The following is a 14710-nucleotide window of genomic DNA, read 5'->3' as shown; positions in this document are numbered from 1 at the left end:
CAGCACCAACTCGGCCTTCGGCCGTCCCGTCCTCGCCATCCGCCCATCATGACGAACCACCACCGACTTACGCAGCGAAACAACGACTCAGGACACTAGCGCGGTCCGTCCGCCGGGTGGGGGCCCGGGATGCCCGCCGCGGGGCGGTCCGTTGCGGCAGGGGACGTACAGATGCGAGGACCCGGCGTAAAAACGCGCCGCGTCGGGTAAACAGGGCTCCGTGGCCGTCTCCGTCAGGAGGCGACTCCGGGTCACGCAGTCGGCGTGGCTCGGCGGCTGGCACGTGAAGGATGGACGCGGTGGCGACAGGCGTCGTGAAGTGGTTCAACTCGGAAAAGGGCTTCGGCTTCATCGCACAGGACGGAGGTGGCCCCGATGTGTTCGCGCACTACTCGAACATCGCCGGCAACGGCTACCGCGAACTGGTCGAGGGTGAGGCCGTGACGTTCGACGTCACCCAGGGACAGAAGGGACCGCAGGCGGAGAACATCATCCGCAACTGACGGTCCGCGACCGGGGTGGCCGGGTCGTCACCGGCAGCGCGCACATGGCTGCCGGAGAGGCCTGGCCACCCCGTCCCCGTCTTCGGCCCCGCCCCTGCCCCACTCGTGGACCCCGCCTCCGGGCCGGCGTCCGGGGCGAGGACACTGGGGCGGTATGACGCACTGGTACGAGCGACGCGACGTCGAGGACGGAATCGTCCGCATCAGCGAGCCGCACGCCCACGAGATCGTGAAGGCCAACGTGTGGTGGCTGCACGGCTCCGAACGCGACCTCGTGGTGGACGCCGGTCTCGGGGTGGTGCCCCTGCGCCGGGAGGTCCCGGACGTCTTCGCGAGGGAGCCGCTGCTGCTCCTCACCCACGCACACTTCGACCACGTCGGCGGCGCCCACGAGTTCACCGAGCGCGTCGCCCACACCGCGGACGCCGTGGCTCTGGCGCGCGGCGTGCCGGCGAGCCTGTACGGGCCCGAACTCGCCGAACGGCTCGGCACCGAGGACGTGGGCGCGTCCTTCCCGGACCTCCTCCTCGACGCCCTGCCCGGCCCCGGGTACGACCCCGGCAGCTACGGCATCGGCCCGGTGACCCTCACCCGCACCCTGAGCGGGGACGAGCGGATCGACCTCGGCGACCGAACCCTCACCGTCCTCCACCTCCCGGGGCACACGCCAGGCTCCGTCGCCCTCCTCGAGGAGCGCACGGGGGCGCTGTACTCCGGCGATGCCGTCTACGACGGCTACCTCGTCGACGACCTGCCCGAGTCCGACGTGACGGCCTACCGGCGCACCGCGGCCTTCCTCGCCGACCTGGACGTCTCCGTCGTCCACCCCGGCCACGGGCGGAGCTTCGGCCGTGACCGGCTGCGCGAGGTGGCGGAGCGCTACCTGCGCCGCAGCGCTCCCGCGGACCGCTCCTGACCGTGCTCCGCCGGGGTCAGCGGGCCGCGGGTACGGGTGGGGGCCTCAGGCCAGCCGCAGGGTGACGTAGGCGATGGTGTCCCCGGGCAGCACGTAGCGTTCGACCTCGACGAAGCCCCGCGCCTCCGCGAAACGCAGCCCCTCGGTGTTGGACGCCAGGACGACCGTCTCGACCGCCGCCGCGCCCAACTCGCGCGCCCGGTCGATCCCCCGGGTGTAGAGCCGCATGCCGAAGCCCTGCCCCCGGTGGTCGGGCAGCACCCGGGCGATGACCGTGGCCGTGGCCTCCTCGCCGGTGGGCGGCCGCACGGTCGTGCAGCCCACGACGGCGTCACCGAGGTAGGCGACCTCCAGGTGGTTGCGCTGCGATCGCTCGCGCACGTCGTCGAGGGAGAGCGGGCCGGTGGGGATGATCGTGTTGTGGACGAACCGCCAGTCCTCGAGCATGGCGTCGCCATGGGGCCGTTCGATGCGAAGGGTCGACATCGCAGCAGGAAACCGGTGGACGGCGAGCGGCGTCAACCGCATTTGCCGGAGGCCGGACGGCCTGCGACGCGTCGCGCGGCGCGGTGGGGGAGCGCAGCGGTTAGCGTGGGCCGGGATCCGGAGGAGAGCCCTGGTGCAGACCACCCTTGCCGTGTTGTTCGCGCTGCTCGCGGCCGTCAGCAACGCCCTGGCCACCGTGCTCCAGCGCTACGCGGCCCGCACGGTCCCGCTCTCGGTGGGGCTGCGTCCGGCCCTCATGGGCGAACTGCTGCGCAAGCCCGTGTGGCTCGCCGGATTCGGCGCGGTGATCGCGGCGGCCGCGTTCCAGGCCCTGGCCCTGCTCAACGGCGCGCTCTCGCTCGTCCAGCCGCTGTTCGTCCTGGAGTTGCCCTTCGCCCTGTTCATCGGCGGCCTGGTGCTGCGCCGCCGGCTTCCGCCGCGTGGCTGGGCCGCCGTCGCCGCCATGGTGGTGGGGCTGGGCGTGGGGCTGTGGGCCGCGTCACCGAGCGGCGGGGTCGACCGGCCGCGCACCGGCCTGTGGGCGATGGCGGTGCCGAGTTGTGCCGCCGCCGTCCTGGTGCTGGTCGGCACCGCCGTCCGGCGTCCCGAGGGCCGGGTGCGCGCCGCCTGCTTCGGCCTGTCGGCGGCCATCTGCTACGCGCTGACCGCCGGGCTCCTGAAGGACGCCACGCAGGTGTGGACCACCGACGGTGCGGCCGCCTTCTTCACCGCGTGGCAGACCTACGGCTTCGCGCTCGTCGGGGTCGCGGCCGTCTTCCTCCTGGAGAACGCCATGCAGTCCGGTCCCCTGGTGGCCTCCCAGCCCGCGCTGACGCTGGGGGACGCGACCGTGAGCCTCGCGCTGGGCGTGACGGTGTTCGAGGAGCGCCTGCGGGGAGGCTGGTGGCTCCTGCCCATGCTGCTGGGCGCGCTGCTCGTGGTGGCGGGCGCGTTCGTCCTGGTCCGGGTCCCGCTCGTCCGCACGCTGGTGGCGCCGGACGCACCCCGCTGAGCGGCACCCGGCGGGCGTCCGCGGTCCCGCCCCGCCGCGCGTTCAGTCGAAGCCGAGATCCCGCAGATTGGTCTTCGCCAGCTCCACGATCTCGTCCGCCCGCCCGGACAGGATCGTTCGGGTCGCGAAGAGGGTGAACCCCTTGAGCTGGCCGTAGGTGATCTTCGGGGGCAGCGACAGCTCGTGGCGCGCGGTACGGGCGTCGACCAGCGCGGGGCCGTCGTGGTCGAGCGCGGCCGAGAGCGCCTCGGCGAGCTGGCCCGGCTGTTCGGCCCTGGCGCCGAACAGCCCCGCCGCCCGGGCGACCCCGGCGTAGTCCGCCTCGCCCAGGTCGGTGCCGAAGTTGACGATGCCCGCGGCCTTCATCTCCAGCTCCACGAAGGAGAGCGCGGTGTTGTTGAAGACCACGATCTTGACGGGCAGGTTCAGCTGACGGAGTGTGAGCAGCTCCCCGAGGAGCATGCTCAGGCCGCCGTCTCCGCACAGGGCCACGACCTGGCGTCCCGGATGGGAGGCCTGGACGCCGATGGCGTGCGGCAGGGCGTTGGCCATCGTGCCGTGGTTGAACGAGCCGATGAGCCGCCGGTGGCCGTTCATCGTCAGGTAGCGGGCCGCCCACACCGTGGGGGTGCCGACGTCGGCGGTGAAGACGGCGTCCGGGGTCGTGAGCTTGTCGACGGTGGCGGCGACGTGCTGGGGGTGCATGGGGGAGTCCGAAGGACCGGCCGCCGCGAGGTGGTCCAGCCGGCCGCGCACCTTCCGGTAGTGGCCGGTCATCCGGTCGGCGAAGGACCGGTCGGCCCGGGGACGGAGCAGCGGGAGCAGCGCGGCGGCGGTGTCCTTGACGGTGCCGACCAGCGGCACGTCGACGTCGGTGCGCCGCCCGATGTGCTCGCCGCGGACGTCGACCTGGACGACCGGCACGTCGGGGCCCGGGTAGAACTGGCGGTACGGGAAGTCGGTGCCGAGCATCAGCAGCGCGTCGCAGTGCTCCATCGCCCGGTAGCCGGAGCTGTAGCCGATCAGGCCGGTCAGACCCACGTCGTACGGGTTGTCGTGCTCCAGGAACTCCTTGCCGCGCAGCGCGTGCACCGTCGGCGCCTTCAGCGCGTCGGCCAGGGCCACCGCCTCGTCGTGCGCGTCGTGGCAGCCCGCGCCGCCGAGGATGGTGACCCGTTCCGCCCTGTTGAGGACCTCCGCGGCGCGGGCAAGGGCGGCGTCGTCCGGCCGCACGTGCGAGGAGGTCCCGACCACGGGCCGGGGCGGGACAGGCAGGTCGATGCCGGCCAGGAACAGCTCGCCCGGGATCACCAGCACCGCGACGCCCCTGCGCTCCAGCGCCGAGCGCATCGCGATGCGCAGCAGCCGCGGGACCTGCTCCGGCAGGCTCGCCATCTCGCGGTAGACGCTGCACTCGCGGAACAGTTCCTGCGGATGCGTCTCCTGGAAGTACTCGCCGCCGATCTCGGCCCGCGGGATGTGCGCGGCGATCGCCAGCACCGGCACACGGCTGCGCTGTGCGTCGAACAGCCCGTTGATGAGGTGCAGGTTCCCCGGTCCGCAGCTGCCCGCCGCCACCGCGAGCCGTCCGGTGACCGCGGCCTCGCCCGCCGCGGCGAAGGCCGCGGTCTCCTCGTGCCGCACGTGGGCCCACGCGACGGTCCCGTTGCGGCGCAGGGCGTCGGTGAAGCCGTTCAGCGAGTCCCCCGGCAGGCCGTACACCCGCCGTACACCGGAGGATGCGAGAGCCGCGACCATGACATCTGCGACGGTGGTACCCAAGAGGACTCCCTGGCGGCTCGTCGGAACGGCGCGGTGCCCGCGGCACCCCGGACATTTTGTGACATCCCGTCCGGTCCGCGGGAGCGACACGGCGCTCAGAGGATCTGCAGGGTCTCGCCGGGACGCGGCGCGTGAGGCGTCGGGGCGCCGGGGCGCCGGGGCGCCGGGGCGCCGGGGCGCCGGGGCGTCGGGCGGAGCCTTGTCAGATCCACCCGCGGCGGGTGGCCTCCATGGCGATCTGGAAACGCGTCTGGGCGCCGAAGCGCTGCATGAGCCGGGTGACGTGGCGCTGGACGGTCCGTTCGCTCCAACCCAGGGCGCGGCCGGCCGATTTGTCGGTGGCGCCCGCGGCGAGCAGCGTCAGCAGTTTCGCCTCCTCGGCGGACAGCCCGTCCGGCGCCGGCTCCAGCCTTCCCGGGGAGGCGCCGTTCGCCGGGAGGCGTACCTGAACCGCGCGCTCCCAGACCGCCTCGAAGAGGGCGATCAGCGCGTCGAGCAGGGGGGAGGGGTGGATCAGGTAGGACGCCGTCACCGCGTCGTCGCCGGGGCGCAGCAGGGGGATGATGGCCAGCCGGTCGTCGGAGATGGCCAGCTTCATCGGCAGGCCGGCCGCGACCCGGGCCTGTTCGCCGTGCCGGACGCCGACGGTGACGTCCGCGAGCCAGCCGGGCAGGGCGAGCACGGTGCTGTCGTAGATGACGCGGTAGGCGACGCCGCGCTTGAGCAGTTCGAGCTCGATCGGGTTGGGCTCGGTGTGCTCCTCGACCGACGCGTACGGCGGCCGGTCGAAGCCCCGGACCTGCGTGCGCGTGCTCTGCTGGAGCTGCGCCCAGCGGCGGTTGACGTCGTCCCGCCCCGAGACGACCTCGACCAGCTCGCCGGGGTTCACGAACCGCGTGCCCGCGCGGTACAGGTCCATCAGGCCGGAGACATGGGAGCGCACGTCGTTCAACGCCCGTTCCCTGTCGCGCAGTACGGCTTCCAGGGCGCTGTCCGGTGAGACCGCGGCGTAGGTGACGGGGCGTCCGGTGGAGCGCACGGCGAGGCCGAGGGAGACCAGCGACCGCACGCTGCGCCGCGTCGCGGGAGCGGGCAGCCGGCAGTCGTGGGCCAGGTCTGCGACCGTGGCGTGTACCCGGCGCACGAGGGACTCGTACACCGATTCGTCCTGCCGGCTCAGGCCGATGGATTCGAGCATGGTCCGCGGTCCGCCTTCGTGCTCTCTTCATGTGTCGTACTTCCGTCACCTGACGGGAAGTCGCCCGGCGATCATCTTGTCAGCCCGGTGAACCGGATGTCAGCGTTCCCCGCGGTACGTCGACATTCCGGTTCGAGGACGTGGACACACGTCGCACGAAGGAGCGCCCATGCCGCCGCCCGCCCGCCGCTCGCTCCGACAACGGCGCCACCGCGTCTGGTTGCCGGCCCTCGGGTTGTGCACGCTGCTGCTCACGGCGCTCCCGGCCGCGGCACAGGAGAACGGTCCGGTGGCGCCGGGCCCGGTGAAGGCCGGCCGGGAGAAGATCGACCCCACGCTGCTGCGCAGGATGGACGCCGTCCGGGCACGGGGTGACGGACGCGTCGAGGCGGCCGTGGTGCTGCGCGACCGCGCAGGACTCCCCGGGCAGGCCGCGGACCCGGGCGCGGTGCGGGACGAACTCACCCGCAGCGCACGGTCCGTGCAGTCCCCGGTCGTGGACCTCGTCGAGTCGCGCGGCGACCAGGTGCTCAACACCTTCTGGCTGAAGAACATGGTCCTGGTGAAGGTCACGCCGCAGACCCTCCAGGAGCTCGCCTCCCTCGCCCCGGTCGACCACATCATCCCCAACTTCACCCTCCAGGCGCCCCCTGCCGAGCCGGACAAGGACGCCAAGGCGACCCGCGCGGCGGCCGCCGCGCCGAGCACCTGGGGCCTGACGAAGATCGGCGTCGACAAGGTGCGCGCCGAGCAGGGGCCCACCGGCGAGGGCGTGCGCGTCGCCGTCCTGGACACCGGCGTCGACATCGACCACCCCGACCTCGCCGGGAAGCTCACCACCGACGACGCCAAGGACCCTGCCCACCCCGGCGGCTGGCTGGAGTTCAGCGGGACCGGTGAGCCCGTGGCCTCCCTCCCGCACGACAGCAGCTACCACGGCACCCACGTGGCGGGCACCATCGCGGGCGGCGACGCCTCGGGCACCGCGATCGGCGTCGCACCGGGCGCCGACCTCATGGCCGGACTGATCATCCCCGGCGGCTCGGGCACGCTCGCCCAGGTGATCGCGGGCATGGAGTGGGCGATCGCCCCGTACGACGCCGAGGGCAGGCCCGCAGGCGAACCCGCCGACGTGGTCAGCATGTCGCTCGGGGCCGAGGGCTACGCGGACGAACTGATCGAGCCCACCCGGAACATCTACCGCGCCGGCGTGTTCCCCTCCTTTGCCATCGGCAACCAGTGCGTCAGCGGCTCCGCCAGCCCCGGCAACGTGTACGAGGCCGTGTCCGTCGGGGCCACCGATGACGCCGACGACGTGGCCGACTTCTCCTGCGGCGAGGTCGTCGACCGCAGCGACTGGATCGACGCGCCCGCCGAATGGCCGCAGTCGTACGTGGTGCCTGACGTCTCCGCCCCCGGCGTGGATGTCCTGTCCACCCTCCCGGGTGGCGAGTACGGGCTGCTCAGCGGCACCTCCATGGCCACGCCCCATGTGTCCGGCACGGTCGCGCTGATGCTCCAGGCGCGCCCCGGCCTCACCGTCGACGACGCCCTCGGCATCCTCACCGGCACCTCCTTCTTCGACCAGCGCTACGGCGCGCGCCCCAACCCGCGCTACGGCTGGGGCCGCATCGACGCCTACGCCGCGGTGAAGGAGGCCGCGCTGCGCAGCGGCGTGCGCGGCACGGTCAAGGACACCAGGACCGGCCGTCCGCTGGCCGGAGTCACCGTCGCCCTCACCAGTAGCGGACGCACCGTCACCACCGGCGCCGACGGCCGGTTCGAGCTGCGCCTCGCCGCCGGCCCGCACGAACTGCGGCTCACCCGCTTCGGCTACGTGGCGCAGGAGATCACCGCGCGGGTGCGGACCGACCGGTACACCGACGTCTCCCCGCGGCTCGACCGGACCCGCCGCGGGGTGATCACCGGCCGGGTCACCTTCGGCCCGACGGGCTCCACGGTGCCCGGGGCGACCGTCACCGTCCTCGACGTCCCCGACCCGCTGAAGGCGACGACCGACCGCGAGGGCCGCTACACCATCCGCGACGTCCCCGTCGGCGCCTACGAAGTGTCCGCGAACGCCTCGGGGATCTCCCGCTCCAAGCCCGTACGGGTCGTCGTCCGCGGATCGGGTCCTGCGGCCCGCGCCGCCCTGCAACTGCCCCGGCCGTCCGCGACCGAACGCGTGTCGCTGACCTCCGAGGGCAAGCAGGGCAACCATGAGGCGTGGTGGCCCAAGCTGAGCGCCGACGGCTCCGCGATGGCCTTCGCCAGCCCGGCCTCCAACTTCGCCCCCGGCGACACCAACGGCGAACTCGACGTCTTCGTCACCGACCTGAACACCGGGGAGACCGAACGCGTGTCGGTCGCCTCCGACGGCGCCCAGGCCGACAGCTTCTCCCTGACGCCCACGCTCAGCGCCGACGCGCGGTGGGTCGGCTTCAACAGCGGCGCCACCAACCTCGTGCCCGGCGACACCAACCAGCAGACCGACAGCTTCGTGCACGACCGCAGGACCGGCACCACCGAGCGCGTGTCCGTCGCCTCCGACGACACCCAGGGCAACGGGCTGTCCTCCGCCCCCGCCCTCAGCGCCGACGGGCGCTACGCGGTGTTCAACAGCGACGCCGACAACCTGGTGCCCGGCGACACCAACAACACCACCGACGTCTTCGTCCGCGACCGGCAGACCGGCACCACCAGCCGGATCTCGCAAGGCGCCGACGGCGGTCCCGGCGACGGCGCCTCCAGGGAGCAGTCGGTCAGCGCCGACGGACGCTACGTCGCCTTCCAGAGCGCCGCGGGCAACCTGGTGCCCGGCGACACCGACGGCGAACTCGACGTCTTCGTCCGCGACCGGCAGACCGGCACCACCACCCTGGTGCCCGGCCCGCGGCCCGGCGAGAACACCGGTCCCGTGATCAGCGCCGACGGCCGGGTCGTCGCCTTCACCAACAACTGGCAGCTCTTCACCCAGGACCTGCGGACCGGCACCTCCGAGCAGGTCTCCGTGAACTCCGCCGAGGCCCCGGCCGACGACTGGGCCTTCGCGCCCGCGCTGAGCGACGACGGCAGCAAGGTCGCCTTCTACAGCTACGCGACCAACCTCGCCACCGTCGACACCAACCGGCAGGTGGACGTCTTCGTCCGCGACCGCACGGCCGGTACGACCGAGCGCGTGTCCACCGGTCTGGAGGGGGCGGAGGCCGACGGCGCGTCCGACCTCCCCTCCCTCAGCGGGGACGGGCGGTACGTGGCGTTCGAGAGCGCCGCGACGAACCTCGTCGCCGACGACACCAACCGCCGGTACGACGTCTTCGTCCACGACCGGGTCGCGGGCCCGGAACCGGTCTTCGCGCTGAGCGGGCTGTCCGTGACCCCGCACGGCGCCCGGGCCGGCAAGGCGGTGCACGTCTCCGCCCGCGTCAAGAACGTCGGCGAGCGGACCGGTGACTACGAGGCCGTGCTCCTGGTCGGGGACGCGGTCGAGCAGCGCAGCACGGTCCGCGTCCGGGCCGGGCACGACGTCCGCGTCGAGTTCACCGTGCGCCGTGGCACGGCCGGTACCTACAGCGTCCGGCTCGGCGCGCTGACGGGGGAGTTCACCGTACGGAAGTGATTCCTGCGAGCGGCCGACACAGGCGGTCCCGCGCCCGGGCTCCCCGGGCGCGGGACCGCCGCGTTCGTCGTCCCCTGTTCGTCGTTCCTCGTTCCTCGTTCCGCATTCCTCGTTCCGTCGGCCGTTCCGTGCCGACGGCGATGACGGCTCAGCAGGGCTGTTTGGCCCAGATGGTCTTGCCCTCCTGGGTGTGGCGGCAGCCCCAGCGCTGGGTGAGCTGGGCGACGATGAACAGTCCGCGGCCGCTCTCGTCGAGGGTGCGGGCCCGCCGCAGGTGCGGCGTGGTGCTGCTGCTGTCGGAGACTTCGCAGGTCAGGCCGTCGTCGTGGCGGATGAGACGGAGCCGGACCGGCGGAAGGGCGTGGCGGATGGCGTTGGTGACGAGTTCGCTGACGATGAGTTCCGTCGTCGGTGTGGCGTCCGGAAGCCCCCAGGCGGCGAGCTTCCCCGCCACGTGCTTGCGCGCGTGGGAGACGGCGGCGGGGTCGGCCGTCAGGTCCCAGGTGGCGACGGCGCAGCTGTCGAAGGTGCGGGTACGGGCGGCGAGGACCGCGGTGCAGGGCCGGTCGGCCTCGGGCAGGGCGCGCAGGACGGAGCGGCACACGGCGTCGAGGGTGGGGCCTTCCTGCCGGACGCTGGTGAGGGTGCGCAGCAGTTCCTCGGTGGCCGGCCCGCCGAGGCGGGTGTCGGTGTGCACCAGCAGGAGACTGCCCGCGGGCAGGTCCAGCTCGGTGGCCTCGGAGGACGGCCGTGCCTTCCCCAGGGGCCGGGACGGCGGGAGCACGACCGTCGTGACCGCGCCGTCGGGAGTGAGGACGACCGGCGCGGGGTGCCCGGCGCCGGCGAGCGAACACCGGCCGGACACCGGGTCGTAGACCGCGTACAGGCAGGCGGCGCTGACGCCCGTGCCCGCGGGGCGCAGCCGGCCGAGCACGTCGTCGAGATGGGTGAGCAACTCGTCCGGCTGGAGGTCGATGTCGGCCAGCGTGCGCACCGCCGCCCGCAGTTCGGCCGCCGCCTCGCCCGCCGCCGACCCGTCCTGGGCGGAGACCGAGCCGGCCACGAGGGCGACCCGGGCGCCGGGCAGCGGGATGGCGTCGAGCCAGTGGGCACTCGGCCCGGAATGGTCGCAGGCGGGCAGGCAGCGGCCGACGACCTCCACCGCCGCCGACCGCGGCAGGGACGTGACCGGAAGGCCGTCGGGGGGCGCCGGGGCGATCTTGTTCCCGTCGTGCGAGGGTTCCGCCGACGCCGTGACGGCGGGTTCCGCGGAGAAGCACGACCCCGCGGCCGCGCACTGCCGGCGCTGCAGCCACAGGCGGACCCGGCACAGGACGAGGCTGAGGGCGAAGGACAGCGCGGCCGCCAGGATGACCACGGTCCGCCCGCCCACCGACACCCCGCGGATCGCGAAGCCGTAGATCACCACGCTGGCGGCGAGCGTGGCGGCGCCGATGACGAAGGTGCGCCTGACGGGCAGCAGGGAGGCTGCCACGAGGGGCACGAACGCCGAGTACTGCGACCATCGGACCAGGCCGCCCGAGGACGCTTCCAGCTGGACCGCGCAGATGGCCCCGAGGTAGCCGAGGAGCAGCAGGGGGCCGATGCCCCACGGGAACCGGAGCGCGGTCATGCTCGCCAGCACCCTGCCGTGACCGGTGCGTCCGTTCGCCCGCACCGTCCGCCCGCCGGTCACGGGGCGGCCTCCGCCGGATGGTGCGACCGCGGGGCGGGCGGGCCCTGGCCGGCGCCCGGCACGGACGGGCGCTGCACCGCCACCATCGCGAGGTCGTCGTCGAGGTGCCGCCCGGTGTGGGCGTCCAGGTCCTCGCCGACGTTCCGCAGCAGTTCGTCCGGCGCCTCCCAGCTCCAGGTGCCGGCCCGTTCGTGGAGCGGGTAGAAGCCGCCCGAGGCGTCCCGGGCCTCGATGGCGCCGTCGGTGTACAGCAGGAGGGTGTCCCCGGCGCCGAACGCGAAGGTGTCGAGGTGGTAGTCGTCCGGGGCGTCGCCCGCCAGCCCGAAGGGCGGTGCGGGCCGGTGCGCCTCCAAGGTGGTGACCCGGCCGCAGTGCCGCACCAGCGGCGGCGGGTGCCCGCAGCTGACGACCCGTACGACGTCGGTGTCGTCGGGGACCTCCACCAGGAGGGCGGTGACGAAGCGCTCACCGGCCTCGGGGTCGGCCTCGGTGAGCTGGGCCAGATGCCTTTCGACACTGAGTTCCAGCGAGGCCGCCAGCCCGGGCAGGGTCGCGTGGTGGTGGGCGGCCTCGCGGAACGCGCAGAGGAGGACGGACGCGTCCTCCACGGCCGGCAGCCCCTTGCCGCGGACGTCGCCGATCAGGAACCTCGTCGTCCCGCCGGTGCGGGCGGCGCCGAACAGGTCCCCGCCCACCAGGGCGTGCGCGGCGGCCGCACGGTAGACGGAGGCGACCCGCAGCGGGCCCATGCGTGGCGGGATCGGCCGCAGCAACACCCGTTGGGCCGCTTCGGAAACCGCCCGCACCTCGTTGAGTTCCCTCAGGTCGCGGTCGTGCAGCGTGCGCGCGGCGATGACGAAGCCGGAGACCGCCAGCAGCGCACCGATGTGGATGGGCAGGACCGACGAGTGCAGCAGCCCGTCGTGGCGGTCGACGACCAGCATCGCGGCGCTGGCGACGAGGGCCACGAACGCGGTGAACCGGGCGCGCGCGAACGCGGCCGTAGAGGTGGGGGCGGCCACCAGCAGCGGGGACAGGTGGATGGCCACGGGGGCGACGGACCCGGCCAGGGTGATCGCCGCGATCAGTCCGGCCGGCAGGGACACCTGGGTGTGGATGCCCGGCTTGGGGACGCGCTCGCCGGCCCGGCCGGCGCGCCTGAGGTGCCTCCCCCGTCCGCCGGCGAGCCGCGCTCCGGATGGGCGGATGCGGGCCCCTGCCTGCCCTGTTGTCGGGACGGGGGAAGAGAAGAGATTCATGGGGGGTCCTGCGGGTGGTTCGTACGCCGTGCGCGGACGGGACGCATGCGGTGCGCCTGCGTCTTCCGGCACGGTGGGAACGCGTGGCCGCGTCCCTGCGGACGGACGGGACGTCACCCGGCCCGGTGGGGGTCCGGCCGGTCGGCCGGGACGGTCAAGGGCGGCCTGCGCGGGGGGACCGGGACGCGGCCGCCCTGGTGGGGCCGTACGGGGCGGGCGGTAACACCGGCAGCCGCCGGTCCATGACGGGGCATCCGTCGCCGCCGGGCGCCAGGGGCGGGTGAACGGAGCCCACACCGGCTGTGTCCGGACACCGGCAGGCGCGCGGACTCGTCTGGATCATGGCTCCACCGTCCTCACTTTGCCGCATCGTGGAAGCCATTGCCGCAATGCGGTATCCACTGTGCGACCCGCATGGGACATCGTCAAGGCAACCGGGTCGGCGCCGGGACGCGGCGGGTGCGCGCCGCGTGCGCTAGCCGTCGTTGCCCCGCCACATCCGCCCCTCGGCGATGGCCGACGCGCAGTCGATCGCCTGGACCGCGAGGTCCTTGGCCCGGGCGGAGGTGACACGGTGCGAGGGTCCCCCGAGGCTCACCGCCGCGATCACCCGGCCCTCGCTGGAGCGGACCGGGACGGCCAGTGAGTTCAGGCCGGGCTCGAGCTCCTCCTCGGAGAACGCCCAGCCCTGCTCCCTGACCTCCTCGAGCTGCCCCCGCAGGACCGCCGGGTCCACCACGGTCCGCGGGGTACGGGCCGTCAGGCCCTCGTCCAGGACGAGAGCGAGGACCTCCGGGTCGAAGGCCATGAAGACCTTGCCCGCCGCGCTGGGCTGCAGGGGCATGACCTGGCCGACGTGGCCCCGGTAGACGATCGAGTGCGTCGACTGCGCCCAGATCACGGTGACGCGCCTGCCGCCCTGCCGGACCTGCAGGCCGCAGCACTCGCCGCACCGGTCCCGCAGGGCCGTCACCAGGGGTCTGGCCGTGGCGATGAGGTCCGAGGCGGCGGTGGCCGCGGCCGACCAGGCGATCACCCGCAGACCGATGCTGTAGGCGGTCCCCTCGCGCTGGAGGAGGTTCTCCCGGACGAGCGTGCGCAGGATGCGTGCGACGGTGGAGGACGGCAGCCCGGTCCTGCGGACGATCTCCGACGCCTGGAGGCGGGGGGTGGTCGCGGAGAAGCAGTCCAGGATCTGGGCGGACTTCTGGACCACCTGCACGGAGCCGTTCGCCGCCCCGTTGCGATCGCGATCGGCGCTCATGGGCGCATCGCCTTCTCTCGTCCTCGCATGGCGGGAAGCGGTCCCGCATCGTGGCACCTCCCTACTGTCGGTGCCGTGCTGCGAGGGGTCAAGCAAGGCGGCCCTTGCCGTGCGGGGCTGGGCCGCCGCAGGTCAGGACCGGTCGAAGGTCGCGGGCACCGGCAGCGTGGACCACCGTGGCACCGGCCAGGCGACGACGAAGGCGCGGCCGACCACGTCGTCCAGGGGCACGAAGCCCCCTCCGGGTTCGTTCACGTGGGCGCGTGAGTCCCACGAGGCGTCGCGGTGGTCGCCCATCACCCACAGGTGGCCCTCGGGGACCGTGACCTTTCCGACCGGGAGGTCGTCGCACGGCGTGGCGCCGGGGTAGACGTACGGCTCGTCCAGCGGCTTTCCGTTCACCATGACCGGCTCGCCGCGCTCACACTCCACGGTGTCGCCGCCGACCGCGATCACGCGTTTGATGAGGTCCCGCTCGTCGGAGGAGGGCGCCAGTCCGATGAATGCGAACGCCTTGGTGATCACGTTGCCGCCGCTCTGCTGCGGCTGGCCGTTCAGCCAGCCGCCGGGATCGCGGAAGACGACCACCTCGCCGCGCTGTGGGGTCGCCCCGAACCACGGGGTGAGCTTGTCGACCAGGACCCGGTCGCCCACCTGCAGGGTGTTCTGCATGGAACCCGACGGGATGGAGAAGGCCTGCACGAAGAAGGTCTTGATCCCCAGGGCCATGACCAGTGCCACGACGACGAGGATCGGCAGCTCCTGCCACCAGGGACGCTGCGCCCGGACCCTTCGGGGCCGTCTCCGGCGGGCCGGCGCCTCCGGTGCGCCCTCCCCGGTGCCGCGGAACCCCGTCCGGCCGTCCTCCCCAGCGGTCATGCCTGCTCCTTCACGGTGTCGGTACGACGGGCGCGGTACGTGCCCGTACACCTGAACGATCAGGAGTTCCCGCCCCGCTCTCCCGCGGGCGGGGAA

Annotated in this window: 11 protein-coding genes; 4 read left to right on the top strand and 7 right to left on the bottom strand. The window is 73.5% G+C overall.

Annotated elements, in window-relative coordinates; translation table 11 throughout:
* Positions 1-299 precede the first annotated feature (299 nt).
* Entirely contained in the window at positions 300-503 is a 204-nt protein-coding gene (locus tag PV410_RS30090) for a cold-shock protein (RefSeq protein WP_018557881.1), read from the top strand.
* 154 nt (positions 504-657) lie between these two features.
* A complete protein-coding gene (locus PV410_RS30085) occupies positions 658-1419 on the top strand; it encodes an MBL fold metallo-hydrolase (RefSeq protein WP_500328913.1) in 762 nt (253 codons plus the stop codon).
* A gap of 45 nt (positions 1420-1464) precedes the next feature.
* Here PV410_RS30085 and PV410_RS30080 read toward each other — a convergent pair whose 3' ends face one another.
* Positions 1465-1905, bottom strand: a complete 441-nt coding sequence (locus PV410_RS30080) for a GNAT family N-acetyltransferase (RefSeq protein ID WP_500328912.1) — start codon at positions 1903-1905, stop codon at positions 1465-1467.
* A 133-nt stretch (positions 1906-2038) separates the two neighbouring features.
* On the opposite strand from PV410_RS30080, the gene PV410_RS30075 reads away from it, so the two are divergent.
* A complete protein-coding gene (locus PV410_RS30075; RefSeq protein WP_500328911.1) occupies positions 2039-2917 on the top strand; it encodes a DMT family transporter in 879 nt (292 codons plus the stop codon).
* Between the two features lie 42 nt (positions 2918-2959).
* On the opposite strand, the gene poxB is transcribed toward PV410_RS30075, so the two are convergent.
* Positions 2960-4699 (bottom strand): ubiquinone-dependent pyruvate dehydrogenase, encoded by a 1740-nt coding sequence (poxB, locus tag PV410_RS30070; protein ID WP_500328910.1) that lies wholly within the window; start codon positions 4697-4699, stop codon positions 2960-2962.
* A 202-nt stretch (positions 4700-4901) separates the two neighbouring features.
* On the bottom strand, positions 4902-5897 hold the full coding sequence (locus tag PV410_RS30065) for a helix-turn-helix transcriptional regulator (protein WP_500328909.1): 996 nt from the start codon (positions 5895-5897) through the stop codon (positions 4902-4904).
* Positions 5898-6066: 169 nt separating this feature from the next.
* Here PV410_RS30065 and PV410_RS30060 point away from each other — a divergent pair, with 169 nt between their 5' ends.
* Complete coding sequence (locus PV410_RS30060; protein WP_500328908.1) at positions 6067-9516, top strand: S8 family serine peptidase; 3450 nt, start codon at positions 6067-6069, stop codon at positions 9514-9516.
* Between the two features lie 148 nt (positions 9517-9664).
* Here the strand turns inward: PV410_RS30060 and PV410_RS30055 are convergent, their stop codons facing one another.
* The 4 genes from PV410_RS30055 to lepB all read right to left on the bottom strand — a co-directional run bounded on the left by PV410_RS30055 (position 9665) and on the right by lepB (position 14614).
* The gene (locus PV410_RS30055; RefSeq protein ID WP_500328907.1) at positions 9665-11149 is read right to left on the bottom strand and encodes a SpoIIE family protein phosphatase; all 1485 of its coding nucleotides are present in this window, start codon (positions 11147-11149) and stop codon (positions 9665-9667) included.
* A gap of 59 nt (positions 11150-11208) precedes the next feature.
* Positions 11209-12471, bottom strand: a complete 1263-nt coding sequence (locus PV410_RS30050) for a PP2C family protein-serine/threonine phosphatase (RefSeq protein ID WP_500328906.1) — start codon at positions 12469-12471, stop codon at positions 11209-11211.
* 475 nt (positions 12472-12946) lie between these two features.
* Positions 12947-13735, bottom strand: a complete 789-nt coding sequence (locus PV410_RS30045) for an IclR family transcriptional regulator (protein WP_500328905.1) — start codon at positions 13733-13735, stop codon at positions 12947-12949.
* Between the two features lie 132 nt (positions 13736-13867).
* Positions 13868-14614, bottom strand: a complete 747-nt coding sequence (lepB, locus tag PV410_RS30040) for a signal peptidase I (protein ID WP_500328904.1) — start codon at positions 14612-14614, stop codon at positions 13868-13870.
* Between the last annotated feature and the right edge of the window lie 96 nt (positions 14615-14710).

Origin of the sequence: Streptomyces sp. PA03-5A (genome assembly GCF_033792725.1) — a bacterium.
Lineage (GTDB): Bacteria > Actinomycetota > Actinomycetes > Streptomycetales > Streptomycetaceae > Actinacidiphila.
The sequence above is the reverse complement of the archived record's forward strand: the minus strand, read 5'-3'. Positions and strand labels throughout refer to the sequence as shown.